This is a genomic window from Bacillus sp. ISL-57 (assembly GCF_018613135.1).
Taxonomy (GTDB): Bacteria; Bacillota; Bacilli; order Bacillales; family DSM-1321; genus Peribacillus; species Peribacillus frigoritolerans.
The window spans coordinates 1-25,392 of sequence record NZ_JAGGQV010000020.1 but is presented as its reverse complement, the minus strand read 5'-3'; the positions used below and the strand labels follow the sequence as shown (position 1 = coordinate 25,392).

Sequence of the window (25,392 nt, the reverse complement as noted above, 5' to 3'; positions counted from 1 at the left end):
TGGAGGGATTATTATGAAAAAATTATACAAAAATTATATTTATACGATTCTATTAGCGGGATCAGTATTCATCTTTTCAATTTTATTCTCTTGTACATTGAACAATGATCAAAAAAAGGATTTCCTTTCTATAGAAGTAAGTGAAGGTGACACCCTATGGGGAATTGCCGAAGAATATGAAGAATCAAATTTGACAAAAAAAGAATTCATTGGTTGGATAGAAGAGAATAATGGAGTCAGTGCGGATTCGATAAAACCTGGACAAGTCATTGTCATACCTGTTAAAGGGGAAGAACTTGTCCAGAATTTGGCCAGTGAGAAGTAAGTAGTAAAGGTAGGGTATTATGAAGGCGGTAATCTATTGTAGGGTCAGCACCGAAAAAGAGTCACAGGAAACATCATTGGCAAGGCAGGAAGATGAATTAGTCAAATTGGCTGAAAAGTTGGATGTGGAAGTTGTCTCCATTATAAAAGAACAGGCAAGTGGTTATGAGTTGAATCGGGATGGCATTTTTGACATGCTCGAACTATTTAAAACCAAAGAAGCTGAAGTCCTATTAATCCAGGACGAAACAAGGCTGGGAAGAGGGAATGCCAAAATAGCCCTTTTCCATGTCATCCTTAAAGAAGAAGTGAAAATTTATACGCTCTCACACGATGGGGAGCTGGAGTTATCGGATTCGGATGCCATGGTCATTCAGATAGTGGGCATTGTAGAAGAATATCAAAGGAAACTACATAATCTTAAAATCAAGCGCGGAATGATGAGAGCCGTTGAAAAAGGGTACCGTCCTCAAAAAAATCTTCAGAATCAAAGGAATTCCACTGGAAGGGACCGTATGGAGATTCCTATTGAAGAAATTATTAAACTGCGTGCCAATGGATTAACATTCTCAGAAATCGCAGCGACATTAAGAGGCTTTGGATACAATGTATCCAAGGCTACTGTGAACAGGCGTTTTCTCGAACATCAAATGAATGCAAAGGAAAGTAAATCATAGAACTTGTAATTTCGCCTTTTTTTTAATACCATGACAATATCCGCAGATTATGAAGGAGCGAAATTATGTTATCAAAAGAAAAAATAGCCCGTATAAATGTACTTTCTAAAAAGGCAAAGGCTGAAGGCTTGACGGAAGTTGAAGCGAAAGAGCAAACACAATTGAGAAGTGAGTATTTGGAAACATTCAGAAAATCCATGTCCGACACGTTGGAGCATGTGAAAGTCGTGGATCCAGAGGGTAATGACGTCACTCCTCAAAAGATAAAAAATATAAAAGAAAAACGAAATTTACATTAATGCCTGGATTCTTCTGATGGAACATTCCATTTGAGGATTCTTTGGCATTTTGGAGTAAAAAGAATGTGCATTCATGTATGTATTCTCCTATTTAGTTTAATCTAAATAGGGGACTTCTTATTCCTAGAAATTTGTAATATCGGGGCATTAAATAGTGATTTTAGTTGTGATATTATGCTTGTCACTATAATATAAAGAGGTACATTACAGGAAGGGATGTTTTACGATATGTTAGATAAATTAGATGCACTTTCTATCAATACGATTCGTACATTATCGATTGATGCAATTGAAAAGGCTAATTCAGGCCATCCAGGTATGCCAATGGGTGCAGCGCCGATGGCGTATAAACTTTGGACCGAATATATGAACCATAACCCGAAAAATCCAGATTGGTTTAATAGAGATCGCTTTGTACTATCAGCTGGTCATGGGTCAATGCTGTTATACAGCCTTCTTCATTTATCGGGCTATGGCTTATCTATCGATGATTTGAAAAACTTCCGCCAATGGGGCAGTAAAACTCCAGGCCATCCTGAATACGGACATACAGCTGGTGTGGATGCAACTACCGGACCGCTTGGACAAGGTATCGCAATGGCGGTCGGAATGGCAATGGCAGAACGTCATTTGGCAGAAAGCTATAACCGTGATTCTTATAATGTGGTCGATCATTATACATATAGCATTTGTGGGGATGGAGATTTAATGGAAGGTGTTTCTGCGGAAGCCGCTTCATTAGCTGGACATCTACAACTGGGAAGACTTGTTGTTTTATATGATTCTAATGACATTTCCCTTGACGGCGACTTAAGTCAATCATTTAGTGAAAGCGTAGCTGACCGGTTCAAATCATATGGATGGCAATATATTCGCGTTGAGGATGGGAACGATCTTCAGGAAATTGCTAAAGCGATTGAAGAAGCGAAAACCGACGAAGCACGCCCAACATTAATCGAAGTGAAGACGGTTATCGGTTACGGTTCACCAAATCGTTCAGGTAAATCTGCCGTTCACGGCGCTCCGCTTGGTGCAGATGAGCTGAAATTGACAAAAGAAGCATACAAATGGACATTCGAAGAGGACTTCCATGTACCTGAAGAAGTGTATTCACACTTCAATGAAGCTGTTGTTGATGCAGGAGCTCAAAAAGAAGAAGCTTGGAATGAATTGTTTAAAAATTACAAAGAAGCACATCCTGAGTTAGCACAGCAATTGGAGCTTGCCATCAAAGGTGAACTGCCTGCTGAATGGGATCAGGAAATTCCAGTCTATGAAGAAGGTAAGACATTAGCTTCCCGTGCTTCAAGTGGGGAAGTACTGAATGCGATCGCCAAAAAGGTCCCTAGCTTCATTGGGGGTTCTGCTGATTTAGCTGGGTCTAATAATACTGCCATCAAAGGTGAGACAGATCTATTACCAGGTAATTACAGTGGCCGTAATATTTGGTTCGGTGTACGTGAATTCGCTATGGGTGCGGCTTTAAATGGAATGGCACTTCATGGTGGCTTAAAAGTATATGGAGGAACATTCTTCGTATTCTCTGACTACCTTCGTCCTGCCATAAGAATGGCAGCACTGATGGGACTGCCTGTTAACTATGTGTTCACCCATGACAGCATTGCTGTAGGCGAAGACGGACCGACTCATGAGCCAATCGAACAATTAGCATCATTGCGTGCAATGCCTAACCTAGGGGTAATCCGTCCAGCTGATGGCAATGAAACGGCAGCAGCCTGGAAAGTTGCTATGGAGTCAACAAATAAACCAACTGCTCTTGTACTGACTCGTCAAGGATTGCCAACAATAAAAGGCACTTCCGAAACTGCGTATGAAGGTGTATCAAAAGGTGCTTACATCATCTCTGCTTCTAAGAAAGAAGTAGCTGATGCATTACTTCTTGCGACTGGTTCCGAAGTGAACTTGGCTGTGGAAGCACAGAATGCTTTAGCGAATGAAGGAATTGATGTTGCGGTAATCAGCATGCCATCATGGGACCGATTTGAAACTCAATCAAAAGAATATAAACAAAGCGTAATCAATCCGGCAGTGAAAAAACGTTTAGCTATCGAAGTGGCTTCACCGTTTGGCTGGGATCGTTATGCAGGTGATGAGGGTGAAATATTAGCCATCAATCATTTTGGAGCTTCTGCACCAGGCGGTAAAATCATGGAAGAATTCGGTTTCACTGTAGAAAATGTAGTTGCTCGTGTTAAAGAAATGCTTAAATAATAGTAATGCGGAACTGACACCAACTAGATTGGTGTCAGTTTTTTTATCAATATTGAATGTGCTTCTATACTAAAGGAAATCTTCCATTCGACAAAAAAAGAAGAAAATTTCTCCAGCAAACAACATATCTTTTTTGTTTGTCAATATATAATAAGAATAAATAAATTTCGTTTAAATGTGTCAGTTAAAGGGGAAAGTCATCAATAGTGGAAAATAGTGGACAGGGTGCTGGCGGTTAGATGTTTCGTGACCAAAATAGGAAAGCTAGGAGGCATTGGCTGATGAGAACCTATCAAATTTATTTAATCGAAGATGAATTTGCCCATCATTACTATGGAAGAGAAAAGCTATTTTTCAATTTGTTTTTGGAATATATTCAAGCAAGGGGCAGACTGAAGAGTATTTTGCAAAAACAAATCGAATATGTCACCAAAAAAGTCCCGATTATCCAGTTGCAGTTAGCTATTGAACAACGTTTGCAAAAAAAGATGAATTATTGGACTCAAAATGGAAAATACTATTTAGAAAAAACAAACGGATCAAGTAAAGCCGTTTTAATCATTCAGAATAATTCCATTACCCTTGAAGCTGAAGGAGATTATGAAGCGGAGACGGCTTTCTTTGAAAGTATTCGAAAATATGAAGCGAGTTTTCTGGCCATTGATTTTGAACATGAAAAATACGGTTGGTTAAAACCGATAAAAGAAAGAAAATTTGTCTAAATGGGGGACTTTTCGGTAGCGGGTATTGTATAATAACCTTTGGTCTAGTACACTGATGTTAGACAACATGAAGGAGGAAATAGTATGTGGGTTTACATTCTAGTTGGCGTACTGGCATTGATTGCTGGAGTAGTGCTGGGATTTTTCATCGCTCGTAAATACATGATGGATTACTTAAAGAAAAATCCGCCAATTAACGAACAAATGTTGAAAATGATGATGATGCAAATGGGTATGAAACCATCCCAAAAGAAAATTAATCAAATGATGAGCGCCATGAATAAACAACAAACAAAATAAGATAGCATGAAACCTTGATATATCAATGTTCTTGGAAGATTGGATGCAAAATTTTATATAATATCGAAATGGATTTAGTCTGAATCCTTCCACCGATTTTATATAAAATTTTGGTTTATCTTTCATTTTTGTTTCTTAAGCCACTTTTTCTGAATGAATGATTCAGAAAAGGTGGTTTTTGTTTTGGAATGGTAAGGTAAGTCCTCAATCTATGTGAGGGCTTATTTATTTGGAAAGTAAATGCGCCAAAAAATTATACTTGTCCACACTTTCTATCAAAAAATGCATATAGGAGTATTAAGGAGGGTGGTTAGAATGATAAATGATTTTGTGAAAAAATGTAAGATTTGTTTTCCTATGTGCGAACTTAAATTTGAACACAAATGTAAATTTAAAGACAACAAATGGGAATCAAAATTCAAATTGAAATCTAAATGTAAAAAATAAAAAATTTTTCTATTAATCTTTTTATTTAAGCACTAAACCATTAATGAGTTAGTGAATATAAAATTGATTAAAGTAATCATCCGAGTAATCGGGTGTTTTTTATTTGAATATTTGTAAATAGAAAAACCATTCATGAAGAAAGAATGGATTCGTTGTCAATTTAGTGTATCACCAAGTCTTACTTTAAGGCTCATTAACTTGGACAATATTAAAAGCGTAAAGTGGGGATTTCACTGCAATACTAAATTGATCAAATATAATGTAGGAAGCTGTTGAGGTTTTTGAGTTGACTTTATCAACTGTAAATATTAATATTACAGTAATCTCCTTGAGGAGGATACGTAAAGTGAATAGTGATTTTACAATAGCTGTGCATAGTTTGGTCTATTTAGCTTATCTACCAGATCATATGGCAAGCAGTGAGTCCATCGCAGAAAACGTTTGTACAAACTCGGCTAGGATTCGGAAAATGATGAGCAGCTTAAGAAAAAAGGGATTTGTTAAGACTAAAGAAGGTGTGGGCGGAGGCTATATTCTAGACTGTAACCCTGAAGAGGTAAGTTTGGCGGATATTTATATAGCGGTCTCACATGGAACCCTGAAACCAAAGTGGTGTACAGGCGATCCGGAGAAAAAATGTGTCATATCTTCAAATACCCAGGTAGTCATGGATCAAATATTTAATGAAGCTGAATTATATTTTGAAAAATATTTAGAAGATATAACTCTCAGCACATTTTTGGAAAAAATTAAACAATGTCCGTGATATTGATTTAGTTTTTTCTTTGCACAAAATGTATATTTTATTAATACAGTTAATAACTATAGTTTTAATATTAAATGAACATAAAGGGGTGCTAAGGAAATGGTTGAAAATAATCTGTTCAAAAATGGGGACTGGGTACAGGGAAAATCAAGAGATGGGGAACTTATCCATGGTTTCGTTGAAACCGTAAGCGATAATCGAGAAATCGTTAAAGTGAATGTAGTTGAAAGTGACAATGAAAAAGCGGTTGGGAAATCGATTTGGATTCCGAGTAAATGGACTGAAAAACTGCCGGATCTAGAAATCAGTAACGAAGCTCATCTTTTGGCCTTAATTGATTTGGCTTTACTTTCTAAAGATGAAACATGGTTTATGGAGTTATCCGGTAAATTGGAATCCATCAAAATCCACCCGAAAATAACTGCCCGGCAATCAGAGGTACAAATTCCGGGAAATAGAATCGCAAAACTTGATTTTAAAAAGATGTGAGTAAAGATCATAAATATTTCGGATAATACAAGGAGGAAATGATCATGACAATAGAACATGTTACAGATGATAATTTTGCTAGTGAAATCAAGGAAGGCTTAGTATTGGTTGATTTTTGGGCCCCATGGTGCGGTCCGTGTAAAATGATTGCCCCAGTTCTTAATGAAATCGATGAGGAAATGGGTAATCAGGTTAAGATCGTTAAACTTAATGTGGATGAAAATTCAGATACGACGAGCGAATATGGAGTGATGGGGATTCCAGCCCTTATTCTATTCAAAGATGGAGAAAAGGTAGATCAAGCTATTGGCTTCCAGCCAAAAGAAGCCATTTCGGCATTAATCGCAAAATATACATGATTATAATCATAATACGTGGATGATATTGTGAATTAATGACTTATACCAACCAACACAGTGGGTAACTAGATGGAGGATTACTAAATGAATTCTAAATATACACCATTATTCGAATCGTTTAATTTAGGAAAGAAATTAGAAGTGAAAAATCGATTGGTGATGGCACCTATGACAAATTTCTCTTCTAATCCTGACGGGTCTGTAACCGACGCCGAAGTTAACTATTATGAACGTCGGTCAAGCGGGGTCGGCATGGTTATAACGGCATGTACTTACGTGACGGCTAATGGCAAAGGCTTTCACGGGGAATTTGGCGGAGATCAGGATGAATTGATACCTAGTCTAAGTCGTTTGGCATCAGCGATTAAAGCGAAGGGGGCAAAGGCGATTCTCCAGATTTTTCATGGCGGCCGAGAGGTTCCACCTGAATTGGTAAATGGTGATGTTGTCAGTGCAAGCAACATCCCATCGGAAGGTGAAGGGAAAGCCGTTCCACGTCCACTATCTGAAAAGGAAATAGAATCGATCATTCTCGACTTTGGTCAAACCACCAGACGTGCCATTGAAGCGGGATTTGACGGTGTCGAGATTCACGGTGCAAATGGTTACTTGCTACAGCAATTCTTTTCGCCGCATTCGAACCGTCGTGAAGACAAGTGGGGCGGTTCTCTTGAAAAGCGCCTAACTTTTCCATTAGCGGTTGTGGATGAAGTGAAAAAGGCGGTTGCCAACCATGCCAAGGATCCGTTCATCGTAGGTTACCGTTTTTCACCGGAAGAACCGGAAACACCAGGAATCACAATGGATGATACACTTGCATTAATTGATGGGCTTGTAACAAAGGATCTGGATTATCTTCATGTTTCATTAATGGATTTCTGGTCGAAAGCAAGACGGGGAACCGACATTGACCGACCTCGGATAGAGATCATTAAAGAACGTATCGGAGATCAAGTTCCATTAATTGGTGTTGGTTCCATCTATACATCAGATGATGCGATCAAAGCACTGCAATCGGGGGTTCCGTTAATCGCATTAGGGCGTGAAATCATAATTGATCCTGAATGGGTACAAAAAGTGGAACAAGGCAGGGAAGCTGAAATCGTGACCAAAATAAACAAAGAAAATCAGCAGCAACTTGATATTCCAGACCCATTATGGCAAGCGATCATCCACTCTCCAGGATGGTTTCCGGGGATTGAATAAAAGTTCGTAAAAATACTGATTTGGTTATATAACCCGGTTAAGAAACACATATAAAAGTGTTCTTATCCGGGTTTTTTTATGATTATGCAAGGGGGATTTATATGAGTGAGAATCTAATATGTGGTTTTAAATTGAGTCCGAATGAATACCTGAACATTCTATTTCTAAGCTGATTCGGAAATAAAACAGGGGAAAGTTTAGAATTTTTATTGATTAGCACTTAAGCCTAAACCGCAGATACACTTGGGAATTTTGGTGAGGAAAGGGGCTTTCTATATGGTGAGCGTGGAAAAGGTTAGGAAGGACGCTAAGTAACGCCAAAAGAGCAACCATTAATTAATGGTTGCTCTTCTGGTGTTACCTTCTTTTTAACAGAATAGCTAATATCAAAGATATTTGCAGAGAAATGATAAGTAAAAGAGACAATATAAAATGTTCATCTAAAGATGCATCATAGCTAAAGATAAAAAATAAAATCACTGATATGATTAGAATGAAAATGAAATTAATAATGACTTGCCTCATGGAACCCCCATTCTAACAACAGATCAATAAGACAGCGTCAATGCATATGACCTTGTATCTGTAGCTGTTGTTGGTGTAATAGATAAACCGGCCGGATAAACTGACACAGAAGGTGCACCAGCAATTCTTCTATGACCATACGTTATTTTAATGTTTATTTTACCATTTTTGGATGTGGGAACATATACATATTGTCCGATGTACCCTTTATGCTTGGTTTTACTAGTAGAAGCCCTTATATCAAATGAACCAGCCACTCCAGCACTTGGTTCCCAATTACTTGGAGAATACTTGATTACATAATCAATCCAACGTCCATTTCCTTGTTGATCTTGAGAATATCTGTGCTGGTGTTGTTTTACTTTCCCTCCACTAGTTGGCAGGTACAGTCCTTAACCTGAAGGGAAACCAATCGTCATTTTATCCACTAAAGTAAATGAAGGTGTTTTTAGCCATTGAAAGTTACCGTATATATAAAATTTATCTTCTTTTGAACGATCACTTTTTACTTTATATACAGTTCCCCCCATTTTTAAAGTTGTTGCAGCAATTGATGCAAAAGTGCTGATTTGCCCTGGTTTAGTAACTTCTGAATCAAATATAACCATAAATTTCGATCCAGAATCTATAACTTTAGCCTCCTCTTCAATTAAACGTCTTGAAACTTCAACAGGTAAATCCTCGGATTCTTCTTGAGTATTGCCGACTTCATTTACAAGATAATTCAACTCTTCTGGTGTCAGTCTTTCTTCGCTAACGTTTGTACCATTTTCCTCGGCAAATCCTGTTGCGGCAAGACTAAAAGAAAATAAAAATACTGTCACAAAAGATAAAAACCTCATTTATTTTGCCCCCTTTTTCATTGATCTTTTTATTACTGTATTTTTCTGTTTTCAAGTATTAAGGAATATTCATCGAAGTAAGGTTTATGAGAGAGTAAATGATTATGTCATCAATCGGGGTACTAGAGTCTAAATATCTATCGTTTGTATACTGAAAGCCATAGAAACGAATTGGATTACCATTTATTTCTATTATCTTCAGGATGGGATAGGAGCACTTTAACTGTCTCTGAGGGAATATAAATAACTTAGTTCTATAAAAAATAACGTTTCTGTTGATTCATTGAGGACACACCGGAGATAAAAAAACATGAGGGTATGATCATTGTCATTATTACTGTACTCTACTTTTCCTGATTATGAGTCTTAGTTTTTAGACATGATATTTCAAATTAGGAACTAGTCTTCAAAATCCAAAATTTACCTTTTGGGGGGCATAGAGATAGGATTCAATGGTACTCTATAATTTAATGGCATTATTCCAACTCATTTGTGAATATTACTGTACAGCAGTGATTTCACAGGTAGTTTGCATTTCAATATTGAAACCATCTTATTTAAATATGGGACAACCTATGTTCCTTTTCCTCAATACTATAATCGAAGTATCCTTTACTCGAGTTTTAAGCTTTGATAACCAAAATAAAAAATTCTGAGCAATGGGGAAAAAGAAAAACACGGAGTGGTTATATCCAACTCCGTGTTTTTCATAATATAGGGATTATAAAACTCAAGCTTCCTTAAAATAGAAAGGAATCAATTGAGTATGGGCCAGCTCCGGTTAGCGCAACGCCAATCGCCACTGCAAGAATGGCAAGATTATATTCATAACCGTTTTGAGTTGCCCAGTAGCCATTTGCTCCATGGACTTTAACGATCGCAACGAGCATTGTAAGTGCAATTAATATACCGGCAAAGGGTGTAAGGAGACCTAAAGCAAATAAAGCTCCGCCAATAAGCTCAGATAGACCGGCAAATAGGGCCATGGTAACTCCTGGCTTCATGCCAATCGAATCAAACCAGCCTCCTGTGCCTTTCAATCCATGACCGCCAAACCACCCAAATAATTTTTGAGCTCCATGTCCAACAAACGATAACCCGATCACTATGCGTATAACTAATAAACCAATACCAATCATTTATGATTCCTCCTGGAATTTACTTTCAATTTAGATATATTCAATTCGAGATTTAGTGACAAAAAAACATTATCTTGAATTGAATTATCTTTAATTAAAGATAATATCTTTTGAGCGATTTGTCAAACACATTTTTAATCATTTTAATTTGTATGTTCGTTTAGAAAAAGGAACAAGAAAAGGTGAGGTTTCCTGGATGAATTTAAAAATAAATACATTAGGGAGTAAAACCGTTTCTTTTATTTGTAAGTATCTCTTAAACGAATAGCTCTATAGTCCATTGATTGTCGCAATTAGGGTCTTTAAATGAATGCTATCCTGCTATTTACTTCTGAACATAAATTTCACACTGTTACTCGTGGATTTAGCTGATTACTCGTGAATGAATACGGTCGTTTAACTCTTGGATTTTGCTAATTAACTCGTGAATTCACACTATTACTCGTGAGTTTACAGGGTTTCCTCGTGAATTCGCGCCATTAACTCTGGATTCCACGCATTTACTCGTGAATTCTGCACATTTACCCGTGAATTCGCGCTATTAACTCTGGATTCCACGCATTTACTCGTGAATTCTGCACATTTACCCGTGAATTCACACGATTTACTCGTGAATTCCACGCATTTACTCGTGAATTCTGCGTTTCCTCGTGAATTCGCGCTATTTACTCGTGAATTCACACGATTTACTCGTGAATTCCACGCATTTACTCGTGAATTCTGCATTTACTCGTGAATTCTGCATTTACTCGTGAATTCTGCATTTACTCGTGAATTCCACGCATTTACTCGTGAATTCCACGCATTTACTCGTGAATTCACACGGTTTACTCGTGATCAATATATATGGAAATCAATTGAGGCCGCCGACTTGGAAGTACAGTTAAAGAATTTAAGTTCCGGCTGCCATTTTTAGATAACCGAAAATACTTCATATGTGGTGTGTAGGGTGCTGCAACGAGGATTAAGTAACGTACACAACCGGGTGTCACACTGGTGTAGGAAGTGGTCCGGACGGTTCTTCCGTCTTAGCTGGATCTTCTGCTGTTCTAGTTTTGACAAACTATGCTCCGACATCCCGATGTTGATATTGCAAAATGATTCATATGCATTATATTAAATGGAAAAACAGGCAGTGCCCATGGCGGTTGCCCGTTTTCTTATATTGCAAAGGTCATGCCTAAGTATCCTAATTGAGAAAGAAGGTAAAAAGGGGAGATTGACAGCAAAATAAATCATATAATAACTTATGTGGTTATCAATGGGAGATGTACTGGATTAAAAATTTGTACCGGTTTTATAAAAAAGTTCATTATATTTATTTAGTAACTGATCAAGTTGCTGGCTATATTCAACGGCAACATGCGAGTTTAAACCATCTTTAGCGACAATTTTGATAAGTTCATTTCTCTTTAATTCAATCTGTTCGAGAAATTCATTCTTTTTAGCCATTATATTTCCTTTCTGGCCCCAACATTTATTTCAAGGTACCCTTAATTTATGTGTTCGTTGTAAAATCTGTATGAATATAACAATTATATCGACTTGGACTAATGAATTCAAATAAGTTAACTTAGCCTGTCGCCCATCCAGTTATAAGCTATTGGTCGTCATGAAATATTCACAGTTCCATAAATGTATTTTTTTATCTTATTTGTTACAATGTTTATAGGTTGACATACATAGGAGTGAGCTTATTTGAATGATATTAATATGTTTTTAGCTTTTGGGGCGGGATTCCTGAGTTTTATTTCTCCATGCTGCTTACCGCTATATCCGGCCTTTTTATCTTATATCACTGGAATGAGTGTTGGCGAAATCAAATCCGAGAACGCCATGCTCCAAAGAAGAAGCATGCTGCATACTTTATTCTTCCTACTTGGGTTTTCGCTGGTATTTATTGCAATAGGTTTTAGCACTTCATACTTAGGCTCTTTTTTCTCGGATTACAAAGAATTAATTCGTCAGATTGGTGCCATCCTGATAATAATTTTTGGTTTATTCATTGTAGGAATCTTTCAGCCGAAATCTTTGATGAAGGACAGTCGTTTTGAATTCAAGAATCGACCTAGCGGATATATAGGTTCCATTCTTATCGGACTGGCCTTCGCGGCTGGATGGACGCCTTGTGCAGGTCCGCTGTTAGGTGCTGTCATTTCCCTGGGGGCAACTAATCCTAGTGCTGCCATGAGCTATATGACTGCCTATATTTTAGGGTTTGCCATACCGTTCTTCATATTATCCTTCTTTGTCGGAAAATTGAAATGGATCAAAAAGTACAGCCAATACATCATGAAGATTGGCGGATATTTAATGATTGTGATGGGTGTGGTTTTGTTTTTTGATTGGATGACCAAAATAATTGAAGTCCTGTCTAGACTATTCGGTGGCTTTACAGGTTTTTAGTCCATAATAAGTTATTTTTTCAATATTATTCTAGTTGAGGCCTGCTATCAGGTCTTATTGTGCCAATTTCGTAGATTTTTGGGTCTTAGGGGCGGAATTGGGCGGTAAGCATTAGAAATTCAATCCTGATTTAAGAAATTATGAAGGGTATTTCAGGGCGCAAGTTTTTATCGTCAAGCCTACAGTCGAGGGCGGGAATTGGAAGCATCATCAAAAGCGGGCTTAATTAATAAACACCTCCTTGTTTATCTTAAATAGGTACTATATACTTTGTTTATAAATTGAAGTCATATATAATTTTTAATGGCACTTACCTATTATTAGTTTAAAGGGATGGTTAAGAGATGATATATATATCAACAGGTATAGCGATTGTGATGGCTATAGGTGTTTTCATATTACGGATGAAGGAAACGGAAAAACCAGTGAATGAAAAGAAAATCATTTTACCGCCACTGTTTATGAGTACCGGTGCCTTGATGTTTATTTTCCCGATGTTCAGGGTCACTCGATACGAATTGTTGGAGGCACTTGTTGCAGGAATGCTATTTTCCATCTTATTGATCAAAACATCTAAATTTGAAGTTAGAGATGAAAAAATTTATATTCTGCGCTCTAAAGCGTTCATATTCATTTTGATTGGTCTCATGGTGATTCGACTGGTGGCAAAGCTGATGCTGGGAAGCACGATTGAAATCGGTGTATTGAGCGGAATGTTTTTCTTACTTGCTTTTGCAATGATCGTTCCGTGGAGAATTGCCATGCTTTATCAATATAAGAAAGTTAAAGCAGCCAGTTTGGGCGGAGGCAGTATGGTTTAATAATTAAAGGAATAATCTAGCAAACCTGAGTCGTTATTCATGATGACTCGGGTTTTTCATTTGCATGGGAACTTCATTAGAAAAAAATCAATCCAAAAACCTAGTAATTTCATCCGGATTATATTATATTAGTATTATTATTATTTTACTTAAGGAGGAAACGGTACATGTTACAAATGATTGTGTTAGGGATTATTTGTGGTTTACTGCTGGGATTTGTGCTTCAAAGAGGCCGTTTCTGTGTTGTGGGTGCATATCGTGATTTGATTTTAGCTAAAGATGGACGGATGTTTTTGGCTACATTTATTGTTATAGCGATACAAAGTATTGGAGTTTATGCATTGAATGATACAGGGGTCATTCAGTTTGGAAATGATGGGTTTCCATGGCTGGGAACCATTGTGGGTGGCTTTATTTTTGGTATTGGTATGGTTCTGGCAGGAGGCTGCGCCACTGGAACATGGTATCGTGCCGGAGAAGGCATGATCGGAAGTTGGGTTGCCCTATTTGGATATATGCTAGGGGCAGCAATGACGAAATATGGTGTATGGAAAGTGGCAGGGGATAATCTGTTATCTTATCGTACAAAAGATACGTATATTCAGGAAACGTTAAATGTTTCGCCTTGGGTGCTTGTTATTATTGTGATACTCTTGGTTGGCATATTGGTGATTCGTGAATTGAGAAAACCGAAACTACCAATTTTTAAAATGAAACCGAAAAAAACGGGATTGGCCCACATCTTATTCGAGAAACGCTGGCATCCTTTTGTGACAGCATTATTGGTCGGCCTTATTGCAATCATGGCTTGGCCGCTGAGTGCAATGACAGGGAGGATGTTCGGACTTGGAATTACAGCGCCTTCCGCGAACATTTTAACTTTCCTTATCACTGGAGATGATGCGTTAATCGATTGGGGAACGTTTTTAGTGGTAGGCATTTTCTTAGGTTCTTTCATTGCTGCCAAAGGGAGCGGTGAATTTCGTTGGCGTTTGCCTGATATGAAAACGTTACGTAATAATGCAATTGGCGGTGTAACCATGGGATTCGGTGCAAGTGTTGCCGGGGGATGCACAATCGGAAATGGCCTGGTGAACTCGGCGTTATTTGCTTGGCAAGGTTGGATTGCGATTGTCTTTTTCCTGCTGGGTACATGGGTAGCAACATATTTCACGATCATCCGTAAGCAAAAGCAGGCAGCCGCCGCGTCCAAAGCGGCTTAAGATACGAGTCAAAAACTTTTTAATCAAGGAGTGGAATATAAATGGCAAAGGTACTGGAGACGACTGGAATGGTATGTCCATTTCCTTTAGTGGAAGCAAAAGAAGCGATCGCGGACATGGCAAAAGGTGAGGAATTGATCATTAATTTCGATTGCACACAAGCAACGGAAAGCATTCCGCGTTGGGCTGCTACAGAAGGTCATGAAATCACCGAGTTCGAGCAAATCGATGACGCTAAATGGCGTATAATCGTTAAAAAGGGAAAGTAAATTTATCTGAAGAAAACGTGCTCAGGTTTCCTTTGCACGTTTTTTCGTTTTTTCAAGGTTGAATAATTGGCGCTGAAAGTTTCTAGTGATAACATGTCTTTAACCACTTTATTAAGGAGATGTTGATAATGTTTGACGAGGTCTTTTTAAACGATGTTCCGCTTCAAGTTACGGATTTTCTTTCTGAAACTGTAAAGGACTCTGAAGGTAAGGAAATCAGAAAAGTCAGTTTCAATTTCAAGGTCACACATAGTGAATATCATGATATTACTACACTTCTTTATCAGATGGTTTTTGATTTGAAGATTCCACAGTCAAACGAGGAGTTTCGTGCAGAGATTTTTAATTATGCAACTTCGGTCACGAATCTATATGAAGAAAATGCGGTAGGGGATTTTTCACTCGTCTTGCTGGAAGTGAGCGGTCAGGAATGATTGCATTTCCAGTCTTGTAAAGATATGGGTTACTGTCTATAATAATAGTGACGATCAATCTATACATATGAGGTGGTACTTTGCTTAGCGGATGGTTTTTATGGTTCATTCTATTTTGGGTAGCCCTTTTAATTATATTGATGAGCATAGGTGGCTTTTTCATGTTTCGAAAGTTTCTGAAAAGATTTCCAAAAGAAGATGGGAAATCCGATATGGATTGGGAAGAATACTATTTGGATCAAACAAAGCACTTATGGTCAAAGCAGCAAAAGGAATTACTGGAAGATTTAGTGAGTCCTGTGCCAGAACTTTTTCGTGATGTTGCCCGTCATAAGATTGCGGGAAAAATCGGGGAGTTGGCGCTAAAGGAAAAAGCGGGCGATATTACGGAAGATTTAGTGATACGCGGCTATATCATTGCCACACCAAAGCGGGACCATAAATTTTTGCAAAAAAAATTAGCTGAAAGAAAGGTGAATATGGGTCCATATGAACATTTATTCAGCTAATGATGAAAAAAGCAGACTCTTTTAGAGGATGCTTTTTTTATTTTACATCATGCAAAAGAATGGGGCAGTGTGGTAAAAATTAGAACGTTTGTACCCAAACCATGCTATTCGTTAAATTTTTGATATAATAATAGTAAGTAAAATTTAGGACGGAGTGAAACTATGAAATTTATCCATACGGCTGATTGGCATTTAGGTAAAATCGTTCACGGGGTGCATATGACAGATGACCAAAGGCATGCACTCTTGCAATTCATAGAAATTGTCGAAGAGGAAAAACCGGATGCCGTGGTGATTGCCGGTGATTTATATGATCGTTCCGTGCCTCCGACTGAAGCAGTGGAGCTTCTTGATGAAATCCTTTATACGATTAATGTGAAAATGAATACACCGATCGTTGCGATATCGGGAAACCATGATTCTGCGGAAAGACTCGCATTCGGTTCATCGTGGTATCGTCATAGTCAGTTATACATTCATGGGAAATTGACAAAAACATGTGAGCCGGTTCGCATCAAGGGCGTGAACTTTTATTGTGTTCCTTATGCAGAACCTGGGACGGTCCGCCATCTTTTTGAAGATGATAGCATTCATTCCCATCAAGAAGCGATGAAGCGGATAACCGGAACGATAGCCGAGAATTTCAATAGTGATGAGCCAAATGTCTTTGTAGGACATGCTTTTGTATTAGGCGGAAAAACGAGCGATTCGGAAAGGGTCTTGTCGGTAGGTGGTTCTGGCTGTGTCTCATCCGACTTATTCGATGCGTTCGATTATACGGCACTTGGGCATTTACATAGCCCAGACGCGATACGTCATCCTAAGGTGTTTTACTCTGGATCACTATTAAAATACTCTTTTTCCGAGGCCAAGCAGAATAAATCGCTTTCCATCGTCGATATGCAAGAAGATGGAAGTTTCAATATACGCTATCGTTCTTTGACACCCAAATTCGATATGAGGGAAATATCCGGGGTTATGGAAGAGTTGCTTGATCCCGCTTTCTATCAATCGCAAAAAAGGGATGACTATTTGAAAATAACACTAAATGATGAGGGTGCACTCATCGATCCCATTAACCGCTTGCGTCAGATTTATCCGAACGTACTTCATCTGGAGCGAAAATGGGATTTGACCGACCTTAGGAGGAAAAATTCCTTCACTTCCGTTAAAGATGAACGGAAATCAGAATTGGACCTGTTTGAAACGTTTTATCAAGAAATGACTGATAGGGACTTTGATTCACAAAAGCAGGATTTGATGGTTTCGGTAATTGAAGCTGTTAAGAAAGAGGAGGCTTTGAAATGAGACCGGATATTTTAACGATGCAGGCATTCGGACCATATGCAGGAAGGGAAACCATTGACTTTAATTCCCTTGGGGAACGGACCATGTTTGTCATCTCTGGAAAGACAGGCGCAGGGAAAACAACGATATTTGATGGGATTAGTTTTGCAATATATGGAAAAGCCAGCGGTGAAGATCGGAGCGGGCAAGATTTACGAAGTCAGTTTGCCGAAGATGACATGTTGACTGAAGTCTCGTTACAATTTACCTTGCGTGGAAAAACGTATTTGGTGATCCGGTCGCCACAACAGGAACGGAAGAAAAAAGCAGGTGAAGGAACAACTACTGTTGGAGCAAAGGCTGAATTATATAAGTTATTGCCTGAAGGGAAAAAATTGCTGGGTGCAAATATCCGGGAAGTTGATGAAAAAATAAAGGTACTCATTGGACTTGATGCGAACCAATTCCGGCAAATCCTGATGATTCCACAAAATGAATTCCGAAAACTGTTAACTTCCGACAGCAAGGATAAAGAACAGATTCTCCAGAAATTATTTCATACAGAACTTTATAAACGAATAGAAGAAAAATTAAAAGAAGAGGCTTCCATCCTAAGAAAGCAAAGCGAAAAAAGTGCTCAGCGGCGAATTGAATTGATGAAAGGCATCCATCCTGGAAATCATGAAGAGCTGCAGGCGCAATTGCAAGGGGAAGAGCCTAATGAACAGCAGGTTTTACCGTTGTTACAGGAAGTCATTGTACAAGCAACAGAAAAAAATGAATATATAAATAACCAAATACAGGAAAAGCAAAAAGCTCGTGATCAAGTAAATCAAGAGCTTTCAAAAGCTGTCGATTTATTAAATCGATTTTCGGAAAAAGAAAAACTTCGAAAAGAAAAAGAGGCCCTTGAAGCAAAGCTGCCAGAAATGGAACTAGTGAAAGTCCAAATTAAAATGGCACACAAAGCGGCTTCACTTGAAAAGCAGGAACAATACTATTTGCGAATTGGCAAACAAGTGCAAGATGCGAAAACCGAACTTCAAAAGTTAAGTGAGCAGTCCGAGAAGTTACGAACTGAGCGCATTGAGAAGCAGGATTCCTATGATAAGGAAATGTTGAAGGAAAATGAAAGAGAGCAGGCAGTCCGAGCTGTTCATCAGCTTGAGCAGGTAAAAGAGGCTGTCATGACTTTTGCAAGCTTAAAAGCACAGGTTACCTTAGATGAAAAAGAGTGGCAAACTTGTAAACGACTTCGTGAAAAAACTGTTTCGGAACATCTGTCGGTCGAAGCGGAAGCTGAGAAAGTCGCTCAAGAAAAAACAGAAGCGGAAAAAGCGGCTGTTCTTTATCGTGATCAGGAAATTGAAGCAGAAAGAAATCATTCATCTTTATCGAAAATTAAAAAGCTACAAGAAGTTCTTTATGAAATCCAGAATACGAAACGAGTGCTGGATGAAAAGAATAATCGGTTCCAGGAGTTACAAAGAATACAAATTCAGGAGAAGGAAAAACTGGAAACCCTGAACCGAAACTGGCGATCAGGCCAAGCGGGTATGCTTGCTTCCATGCTGCACTCTGGAGAAAATTGTCCTGTGTGCGGTTCTCAAAGTCATCCAAAACCAGCACAGATGCATGAGCATATGCCGACGGATTTGGAGCTGAAAGAGCAAGAAAACAAGCTGAAAACGGCGGAACAACAAAAAAGCCAAGCTGAAAGTGAATATTATCAAGCGAAATCCAAATATGACGCACTGTTAGAGTCTTCACAAGAGAAGCTAAGTGACTTACAAAATGACATGCCGGAGTTTAGGGATGAAGATATTGATGAGCATTTGCTGCAGTTTGTACAAAAAGGAAAAGTGCTGCAAGAACAGCTAAAAGAATTGATGCGGAAAAAGTCAGTATTAAATGATCTGGAAAAAAGGTTGCTGGATTTAAAAGAGAAAGCATCCGAGCTAAAGGAAAATCTGATCTCTTTAGAGAGAAAAGAGGACCAAGGGAAAACCAGGTATATTGAAAACTCTACAAAACTAACAGGATTAACCGATTCCCTGCCTGACGGAATACGGACAGAGGAAGAATATACTGCAGCTTATCGAATGGCTGTAAATACACAGAAACGCTTACAGTCGGCTTTGGAAGATGCACAAAAAAACCTTCAACTGGTGAAGGAAAGAGAATCCGCCATCAGTGCAAAAAAAGAATCCCTAAGTGGAAATATCGAGGCTTTAAATACAGAATTGAAAGAGGAGCGGGAAAAGTTAATTGCGGATATGACCAATCAAGGTTTTTCCAATTATAAAGAATATACGGCAGCAAAAATATCGGAAGCTGCTCTTGGAAATTTGGAGGACCAAGTTCAGAAGTATAATCAAAATTGGCAAAGTGTTTTAAGTCTGTTTCATGATTTGGAAATGAAATTAAAAGATGTGACCAAACCGGATCTTGAAGGATTGAAAAAGACTTTCGATTTCATCGATGAAGAATTGGAGTCGTTACGCCAAAAACAGAATGAATTGCAGGCTGAAAAACGGACTAACGAAGAAGTCCAAAGGAAATTGGCGCAAATTAGGGAAGAACAGAAAAGTTTGGATGAAAGGTACAGTATCGTCGGTCATCTGTCTGAGATTTCCAAGGGTCAAAACTCCTTTAAAATAACTTTTGAACGTTATGTACTGGCAGCCTTTTTAGATGATATCTTAAAAGAAGCCAATTCAAGGCTGCTGAAAATGACAAGCGGAAGATATCAGTTATTGCGAAAGCTTGATCCTACACGAAGGAATATCCAGAGCGGTCTGGAGTTATCGGTGTATGATCAATATACAGGGCAAGAGAGGCATGTCAAAACCCTTTCGGGAGGAGAGAGCTTTAAGGCTTCCCTTTCACTTGCCTTGGGTCTTGCGGATGTTGTCCAGCAGAATGCTGGCGGAATTTCACTCGAAACGATGTTCATCGATGAAGGTTTCGGTACGCTCGACCCTGAATCCCTTGATCATGCGATTGAAGCATTAATGGATATACAAAGCACTGGAAGATTGGTAGGGATAATTTCCCATGTGCCGGAATTGAAAGAAAGAATCGATGCACAGCTTCAAGTTTTTTCGACACAAAATGGAAGTCGGACGTCCTTTTATTTTGCTGGATAATCAAGAAAAAAGAATGGCTAAGGGGGAAGTGGTCCCCTAGGCCATTCTTTTTATTTTTATGAACGAACTACTCAATGTTAATATCTTCAGCTGTTTTTCCGGGGGAAAACTTATGGATGCGAATCACCAAAATCGGATTCGAGAATTCAGCGGTAATTCTGCGTGAGCAAATCGAAAAGGGGAAAGGGATTTTTCTCTGTGTGGGTAGCTTATCTTCTTTTTTTTCAAGAAATGGCTTATGAGTATCGTCAACGATGATCGATAGCTCATTATCACTTAGGCATACTTTAATATCTTTCACATCATGATCTTCCAAAACCGCTTCCACCATATACTCATCGTCACTTTCGTATATATCAATTGAAAAAAGTTGATGATCCAACGCACAAGTTTCCGGATCCAGAAAAAAACTTTTTACCCATTCATCAAACTTTTCAACCTCAGTCATTTGCGATCCATGTTGATTGTCTTGCATGTTGATACCCCCGGTTTTCCTTTGAGGTATTATATGAAGGAGCATGAAGAATGGTGATTGAAAAAGTGGTTAAAAAATGTAAAAAGCAACCAAAGCAAAGGGACGATGTGTATGCGGGTATTAAAAAGCAGAACAAGTTATAAAAGAAAGGGTCATAAGTCCTTCTAAAAGAGTGGATTTTTTAGAAGGATTGTAACTTTATAAGTACAAATAAGGCTTATAAAGCATGTAACTTCTTAAACTAAAGGTTATCTCAACTCATCCCAATATAAAAAGACATACTCTGGTTCATGCTCTTTTTTCAACTCATCAACACTTGCTATTATTTCTAAAGTTTTCTTTTTATTCGTACGTAAAGTATTATTAGCGTTCTGTTTTAAACCCTTTTCATCCATGATATACACTCTCCTTTTTAGCATAGTTTGTGTCCTGCCCCTCTTCTTATTCTTGTTTTTGCAAGGAATGTAATCAGTTGAAATATTCAAAATAAAAGAAGGAAAATGGAATGTATTATGAAAATCAGCTTACATAGTTCACTCTAATATATATCTTATGCTGCTTTGTTCATTTCACACGTGCAAATAGAGGCTAAAGGAAACAAAAGATTTTTGTTTGTATAAGAGAACATATTATGAAACATTTCACTTAAAGTAACGGGGCAGGTTAGTTATGTTGAATTAAATGCTTAAGCCGCCATTTTGTTTGGCGGTTTTCTGTTGCCAATAAAAATAAATATTTTTTGTAACAAAATTGACTTGAATCGGATATATAGACGAAAGGAGGAAAAGGCTTGGGAGAACTAGATGAAATTTATAGCAATTATGCTAAAGAAGTTTTTAAATATCTAATGTGTCTTTGTCACAACCCAGATTTATCAGAAGAACTAACACAAGAAACCTTCTATCAAGCTGTAAAATCCATTGATAGATATATTGGTGAATGTAAAATGTCAGTTTGGCTTTGTCAAATAGCGAAGCACTCCTATTATAAGCATCTTGAACGTAATAAGAAACAACAAAGACATATGCTTCAAGATGCCGCAATACATACTTCTCCTGAAGTTGAACTTATTTATTCGGAAGACAAAATTGCCCTATACCGAATAATACACTTACTTGAAGAACCATATAAAGAGGTTTTACTTTTGAGAATCTTAGGTGGTCTTAGTTTCAAAGAAATAGGAGAAATTCAGATGAAAAATGAAAACTGGGCAAGAGTTACTTTTTATAGGGCTAAGATGAAATTAAGGGAAAGGGGTAAGGATAACAATGGACAATAAATGCAATATAGTGAGAGATTTACTCCCATCTTATATCGATCATTTGTGCAGCCAAGATAGTAATCATTTTATTGAGGAACATATGAACTCGTGTGAAAAATGTAGAGAATTATTAGAGAGTATGAAAAATGATGTTGATTTTTCCGATGAGATAGATGAAGTGTATAAAGTTGAAGTAAAGAGACCATTCCAAAAAGTATCCAGCTTCTTCAACGTTCAAAAGAAACTGACGAATTATTTACTTCTAGCAACACTTTTCTCCTTGCTGTTTGGATTCATTTTTCTAATTCATTCGATAATAAAGTTTAGTGAAATTAAAGCAGAAATAACTAAGTTAGAAGTAGTAGAACAAGAAAAAGAAGCCATTATGGATGATGTATTACATATTCTTGGAGCCTCAACAGAAGTGACTGAAAAAGAAGAAAAACAACTTCTTACCATTTTTAATAAGTATAATAAAAAACTTAATTTGTTAGCTGTTTTTCCAGCAGCAGATATAGAAGATTGGTTACAAGAAAATGCTTCTGTAAAACAGAAACCTACAACAATCTATCCTATTGAGTACAATAAAGCTGCCATCGTCATTGGGAACGAGGGGATACTTAGGAAGAATGTGCCTATTACCCCTAGTGGTTACGATTTAGGAACTGTTGTGATGGCGAATAATCGATGGATCATTCAATATGAATATAAAAGTTCGTACGAACAGACTATTGAGAGACATCACCAATTAACCTATTACGGACCAAGCACTTGGAGTATTTTTCAGCCACCGATATTATTATTTACTTTATTTAGTGTTCTTTTGATATTTTGGCTATTCTTAAAAAGACAAAATAAACGTCTTAAAGATGTAATGGGATAATATATTTACAGTTCTTATTTTACTAAGAGCTAGTTCTTCAACTAACGGGTGGTCAGAGCTGTCTTTAAGGCAGCTCTTTCTTATGCAACTATAGGGGCAGAACAGTTTAAGAAGAAATAATAAGGAGTGAGTGGAAATGAGTTTGGCTTCCTACATTGGCTGTAATATAGAAATACCGATTAATGATGATGAATATTCAGATGATTCTTTTTATATTGGCAGTTGTTTTGCGGGTGAGTATGACCTGCTAAATGTAAAGAAATATCAGTTTACTACTCCTTATGTTTATGAAGTATCAAGTCATTGGGGAATTGAGATTACAGAATATACGAACCCAAAATCGTGTGTCGAATCAAAAAAGAAGCTAATAGAACTATGTGAATTTATGGACAGTTACCTTGAAAAAGGCGGTTTTTTTGAACTGTATAGTTGTTGGGTAGGAGAAGAAGCTGAAAAGCGAGAGGGTGAGATAACTTTCCAAATCAATAACTTTGATATTGACCAGATTGAAATATCCGAAAAAACGTTAGTTAGATTTGAAAAATGAAGTTTTCTTCTTCAAGTAACGGGTAGCCAGTGTTGAAGATACCAGAGAATAGGATTTAATACAGATTAATTTTTGAGGAGTCCTTCATTTGTGAGAGGCAGTTTTTAAATTTGAAGCAGGAATATTGTCAATCCTAGGAGAATATTCTAATTGGCAAATGATAATGAAAAAAATTTAATGAAGGTTAAAAAGGTCTTTGATAAACTTGGTGTAGAAGATGCTAAAGAAATAGTTGATATAGAAATGTTTGAAGGATTTATAGAGAATTTACCTAAGCTACCTGTGGAAGCTTTAGAAAGTTTGGATAGTAAAATTCCAAACTTTACGGAGCTATCTAAGATGTATCTCGATAATTTAAATCATTCATATGATAAATTAATGAATGATCTAATAGAGGAAAAAAAGAATCTTTATTCGATGATACAAAAAGGAGATTTGTCAGATAGTGATAAGGCTTTTGTGCTGAGTGAAATTAGAGAAATAAGAAGGACTATGCTTATAAAGGATACATAATATAAAATTCAAAATAATAAAGTATTTAAAATAGGTGTAGCAGCTCTTACTATTACAGTGGCAGCAGTTGCAGGCAATAAGATGAAGAAATAAATATCAAAAAAACACTCATATAGAGTGTTTTTTATTTTGGAGAAAACAGGGATGTTAAATATGTTTTAGATATTATTGATATTACTTATTGCATTGTTCGGGTTAGGGTTAATGAGTTATGACATTAAAGGGAAGAGAATAAGTCTGCTCGAACCTCTTTTCGTAAAACGATTAATGGTTGCCGTAAACTTACCTGATGAGTGAACACTTGAATCTACTCCAGCGAAGGCAACCAGTTTGTATGAATAAGTTGCTTCATTGGATTACGTTTTATTTAATAAGAAAAGAAGCATTCCTAGATTTATCCTGATTAACGGTTTTATGAAACAGAGAAAAATCCTTCCAAAAAGGGTTTTGGAGGGTTATTTGTCATGAACAAAAATAGTATACTCATAAGGGAAATGAAAATTTTAGAGAAAGATATTGACATCCTATTAGCTGGTTTAGTTGATTAAGGAACATTAAAATGATCAATCTTTTTTATAAAAGAATAATCCAATTAAATAGTATAAGGTCATGTTTAGATAAAATCTTCAGTTTAGTGCGTCCCAGTTGATTAATTTAATGATGAAACACGTAGGGTGTTTTTTTTGTATTCACTAACAAGATGGTTTCAAGAGGTAAGTGTTATTAGAGCTTCTTATTTTACGGATTAAATGTTGACACTAAAGAAAAATAGCAGTATGATAATGAAGTCGCCTAATTAATGAGCGATTTTAAAAAAGAAACACTTCGTAGAAGTTGACAACTATTCAACGTTATGTTAAGATGAATTAGTTGAAAGAAACCTACAACAAATTGCTCTTTGAAAACTGAACAAAACAAAGCGTCAACGTTAAATTTTAAGTGAGCACACACTATCAAAAAAGCAAAATGAGCAAGTCAAACATTTCTTCGGAGAGTTTGATCCTGGCTCAGGACGAACGCTGGCGGCGTGCCTAATACATGCAAGTCGAGCGAATCGATGGGAGCTTGCTCCCTGAGATTAGCGGCGGACGGGTGAGTAACACGTGGGCAACCTGCCTATAAGACTGGGATAACTTCGGGAAACCGGAGCTAATACCGGATACGTTCTTTTCTCGCATGAGAGAAGATGGAAAGACGGTTTACGCTGTCACTTATAGATGGGCCCGCGGCGCATTAGCTAGTTGGTGAGGTAATGGCTCACCAAGGCGACGATGCGTAGCCGACCTGA

The 25,392-nt window shown here is 37.5% G+C and carries 28 protein-coding genes, 1 rRNA gene and 1 pseudogene; 23 read left to right on the top strand and 7 right to left on the bottom strand.

Going from position 1 to position 25,392, the window contains the following annotated elements; genetic code table 11:
- Positions 1-13: 13 nt before the first annotated feature.
- From yneA to J7I90_RS22455, 10 genes are all read left to right on the top strand, one after another.
- Complete coding sequence (gene yneA, locus J7I90_RS22500; protein WP_214773835.1) at positions 14-325, top strand: cell division suppressor protein YneA; 312 nt, start codon at positions 14-16, stop codon at positions 323-325.
- Between the two features lie 19 nt (positions 326-344).
- The gene (locus tag J7I90_RS22495) at positions 345-1,001 is read left to right on the top strand and encodes a YneB family resolvase-like protein (RefSeq protein WP_214773834.1); all 657 of its coding nucleotides are present in this window, start codon (positions 345-347) and stop codon (positions 999-1,001) included.
- Positions 1,002-1,066: 65 nt separating this feature from the next.
- The gene (locus J7I90_RS22490) at positions 1,067-1,300 is read left to right on the top strand and encodes a DUF896 domain-containing protein (protein WP_214773833.1); all 234 of its coding nucleotides are present in this window, start codon (positions 1,067-1,069) and stop codon (positions 1,298-1,300) included.
- Between the two features lie 228 nt (positions 1,301-1,528).
- Positions 1,529-3,532, top strand: coding sequence for a transketolase (tkt, locus tag J7I90_RS22485; RefSeq protein ID WP_214773832.1), 2,004 nt, complete (start codon positions 1,529-1,531; stop codon positions 3,530-3,532).
- A gap of 281 nt (positions 3,533-3,813) precedes the next feature.
- Positions 3,814-4,254, top strand: coding sequence for a sporulation inhibitor of replication protein SirA (gene sirA, locus J7I90_RS22480; RefSeq protein ID WP_214773831.1), 441 nt, complete (start codon positions 3,814-3,816; stop codon positions 4,252-4,254).
- Between the two features lie 84 nt (positions 4,255-4,338).
- The gene (locus J7I90_RS22475; protein WP_034312934.1) at positions 4,339-4,554 is read left to right on the top strand and encodes a YneF family protein; all 216 of its coding nucleotides are present in this window, start codon (positions 4,339-4,341) and stop codon (positions 4,552-4,554) included.
- A 793-nt stretch (positions 4,555-5,347) separates the two neighbouring features.
- Complete coding sequence (locus J7I90_RS22470; RefSeq protein WP_214773830.1) at positions 5,348-5,767, top strand: RrF2 family transcriptional regulator; 420 nt, start codon at positions 5,348-5,350, stop codon at positions 5,765-5,767.
- A gap of 99 nt (positions 5,768-5,866) precedes the next feature.
- Positions 5,867-6,256 (top strand): IDEAL domain-containing protein, encoded by a 390-nt coding sequence (locus J7I90_RS22465; RefSeq protein ID WP_214773829.1) that lies wholly within the window; start codon positions 5,867-5,869, stop codon positions 6,254-6,256.
- Between the two features lie 44 nt (positions 6,257-6,300).
- The gene (gene trxA / locus J7I90_RS22460; RefSeq protein WP_214773828.1) at positions 6,301-6,615 is read left to right on the top strand and encodes a thioredoxin; all 315 of its coding nucleotides are present in this window, start codon (positions 6,301-6,303) and stop codon (positions 6,613-6,615) included.
- A gap of 84 nt (positions 6,616-6,699) precedes the next feature.
- Positions 6,700-7,821, top strand: a complete 1,122-nt coding sequence (locus tag J7I90_RS22455) for an NADH-dependent flavin oxidoreductase (protein ID WP_214773827.1) — start codon at positions 6,700-6,702, stop codon at positions 7,819-7,821.
- Between the two features lie 548 nt (positions 7,822-8,369).
- On the opposite strand, the gene J7I90_RS27545 is transcribed toward J7I90_RS22455, so the two are convergent.
- The 4 genes from J7I90_RS27545 to J7I90_RS22440 form a co-directional block, all read right to left on the bottom strand.
- Positions 8,370-8,603, bottom strand: a complete 234-nt coding sequence (locus tag J7I90_RS27545; protein WP_251025426.1) for a hypothetical protein — start codon at positions 8,601-8,603, stop codon at positions 8,370-8,372.
- Between the two features lie 135 nt (positions 8,604-8,738).
- Positions 8,739-9,188 carry a hypothetical protein gene (locus J7I90_RS27540; RefSeq protein ID WP_251025425.1) on the bottom strand — a complete coding sequence of 150 codons (450 nt, stop codon included), beginning with the start codon at positions 9,186-9,188 and terminating at the stop codon, positions 8,739-8,741.
- Positions 9,189-9,928: 740 nt separating this feature from the next.
- Positions 9,929-10,327 (bottom strand): DoxX family protein, encoded by a 399-nt coding sequence (locus tag J7I90_RS22445; protein WP_214773826.1) that lies wholly within the window; start codon positions 10,325-10,327, stop codon positions 9,929-9,931.
- A gap of 1,278 nt (positions 10,328-11,605) precedes the next feature.
- A complete protein-coding gene (locus J7I90_RS22440) occupies positions 11,606-11,779 on the bottom strand; it encodes an aspartyl-phosphate phosphatase Spo0E family protein (protein WP_084737866.1) in 174 nt (57 codons plus the stop codon).
- A gap of 246 nt (positions 11,780-12,025) precedes the next feature.
- On the opposite strand from J7I90_RS22440, the gene J7I90_RS22435 reads away from it, so the two are divergent.
- The 8 genes from J7I90_RS22435 (at position 12,026) to J7I90_RS22400 (ending at position 20,425) form a co-directional block, all read left to right on the top strand.
- Entirely contained in the window at positions 12,026-12,733 is a 708-nt protein-coding gene (locus tag J7I90_RS22435) for a cytochrome c biogenesis protein CcdA (protein WP_214773825.1), read from the top strand.
- A 344-nt stretch (positions 12,734-13,077) separates the two neighbouring features.
- Complete coding sequence (locus J7I90_RS22430; RefSeq protein ID WP_214773824.1) at positions 13,078-13,554, top strand: CcdC family protein; 477 nt, start codon at positions 13,078-13,080, stop codon at positions 13,552-13,554.
- 167 nt (positions 13,555-13,721) lie between these two features.
- Positions 13,722-14,777, top strand: coding sequence for a YeeE/YedE family protein (locus J7I90_RS22425; protein ID WP_214773823.1), 1,056 nt, complete (start codon positions 13,722-13,724; stop codon positions 14,775-14,777).
- A gap of 41 nt (positions 14,778-14,818) precedes the next feature.
- Positions 14,819-15,046, top strand: coding sequence for a sulfurtransferase TusA family protein (locus J7I90_RS22420; RefSeq protein WP_034312908.1), 228 nt, complete (start codon positions 14,819-14,821; stop codon positions 15,044-15,046).
- A 128-nt stretch (positions 15,047-15,174) separates the two neighbouring features.
- Entirely contained in the window at positions 15,175-15,480 is a 306-nt protein-coding gene (locus J7I90_RS22415) for a DUF3219 family protein (protein ID WP_214773822.1), read from the top strand.
- A gap of 80 nt (positions 15,481-15,560) precedes the next feature.
- Positions 15,561-15,989, top strand: a complete 429-nt coding sequence (locus J7I90_RS22410; protein ID WP_034312903.1) for a DUF2621 domain-containing protein — start codon at positions 15,561-15,563, stop codon at positions 15,987-15,989.
- A gap of 162 nt (positions 15,990-16,151) precedes the next feature.
- Positions 16,152-17,297, top strand: coding sequence for an exonuclease SbcCD subunit D (locus J7I90_RS22405; RefSeq protein WP_053534621.1), 1,146 nt, complete (start codon positions 16,152-16,154; stop codon positions 17,295-17,297).
- Positions 17,294-20,425 carry an SbcC/MukB-like Walker B domain-containing protein gene (locus J7I90_RS22400; RefSeq protein ID WP_214773821.1) on the top strand — a complete coding sequence of 1,044 codons (3,132 nt, stop codon included), beginning with the start codon at positions 17,294-17,296 and terminating at the stop codon, positions 20,423-20,425. Before J7I90_RS22405 ends, J7I90_RS22400 begins: the two co-directional genes overlap by 4 nt.
- A 67-nt stretch (positions 20,426-20,492) precedes the next feature.
- On the opposite strand, the gene J7I90_RS22395 is transcribed toward J7I90_RS22400, so the two are convergent.
- Together J7I90_RS22395 and J7I90_RS22390 are read right to left on the bottom strand one after the other, a co-directional pair.
- Positions 20,493-20,900: an Hsp20/alpha crystallin family protein gene (locus J7I90_RS22395; protein ID WP_034312897.1), complete on the bottom strand. Its 408-nt coding sequence runs from the start codon at positions 20,898-20,900 to the stop codon at positions 20,493-20,495.
- Positions 20,901-21,148: 248 nt separating this feature from the next.
- A complete protein-coding gene (locus J7I90_RS22390) occupies positions 21,149-21,295 on the bottom strand; it encodes a hypothetical protein (RefSeq protein WP_214773820.1) in 147 nt (48 codons plus the stop codon).
- A gap of 395 nt (positions 21,296-21,690) precedes the next feature.
- Between J7I90_RS22390 and J7I90_RS22385 the strand changes: the two genes are divergently transcribed.
- The 4 genes from J7I90_RS22385 (at position 21,691) to J7I90_RS22370 (ending at position 24,104) form a co-directional block, all read left to right on the top strand.
- The gene (locus tag J7I90_RS22385) at positions 21,691-22,179 is read left to right on the top strand and encodes an RNA polymerase sigma factor (protein ID WP_214773819.1); all 489 of its coding nucleotides are present in this window, start codon (positions 21,691-21,693) and stop codon (positions 22,177-22,179) included.
- The gene (locus J7I90_RS22380) at positions 22,169-23,044 is read left to right on the top strand and encodes a zf-HC2 domain-containing protein (RefSeq protein ID WP_214773818.1); all 876 of its coding nucleotides are present in this window, start codon (positions 22,169-22,171) and stop codon (positions 23,042-23,044) included. The genes J7I90_RS22385 and J7I90_RS22380 overlap by 11 nt, the downstream gene beginning before the upstream one ends.
- A 136-nt stretch (positions 23,045-23,180) precedes the next feature.
- Positions 23,181-23,591 (top strand): hypothetical protein, encoded by a 411-nt coding sequence (locus J7I90_RS22375; RefSeq protein WP_214773817.1) that lies wholly within the window; start codon positions 23,181-23,183, stop codon positions 23,589-23,591.
- Between the two features lie 150 nt (positions 23,592-23,741).
- Complete coding sequence (locus J7I90_RS22370) at positions 23,742-24,104, top strand: hypothetical protein (RefSeq protein WP_214773816.1); 363 nt, start codon at positions 23,742-23,744, stop codon at positions 24,102-24,104.
- A gap of 233 nt (positions 24,105-24,337) precedes the next feature.
- On the opposite strand, the pseudogene J7I90_RS22365 reads toward J7I90_RS22370, so the two are convergent.
- Positions 24,338-24,436 (bottom strand): annotated as a pseudogene (locus tag J7I90_RS22365) (transposase); the annotation flags it as partial.
- Between the two features lie 652 nt (positions 24,437-25,088).
- Here J7I90_RS22365 and J7I90_RS22360 point away from each other — a divergent pair.
- Positions 25,089-25,392, top strand: a 16S ribosomal RNA gene (locus J7I90_RS22360); the annotation flags it as partial.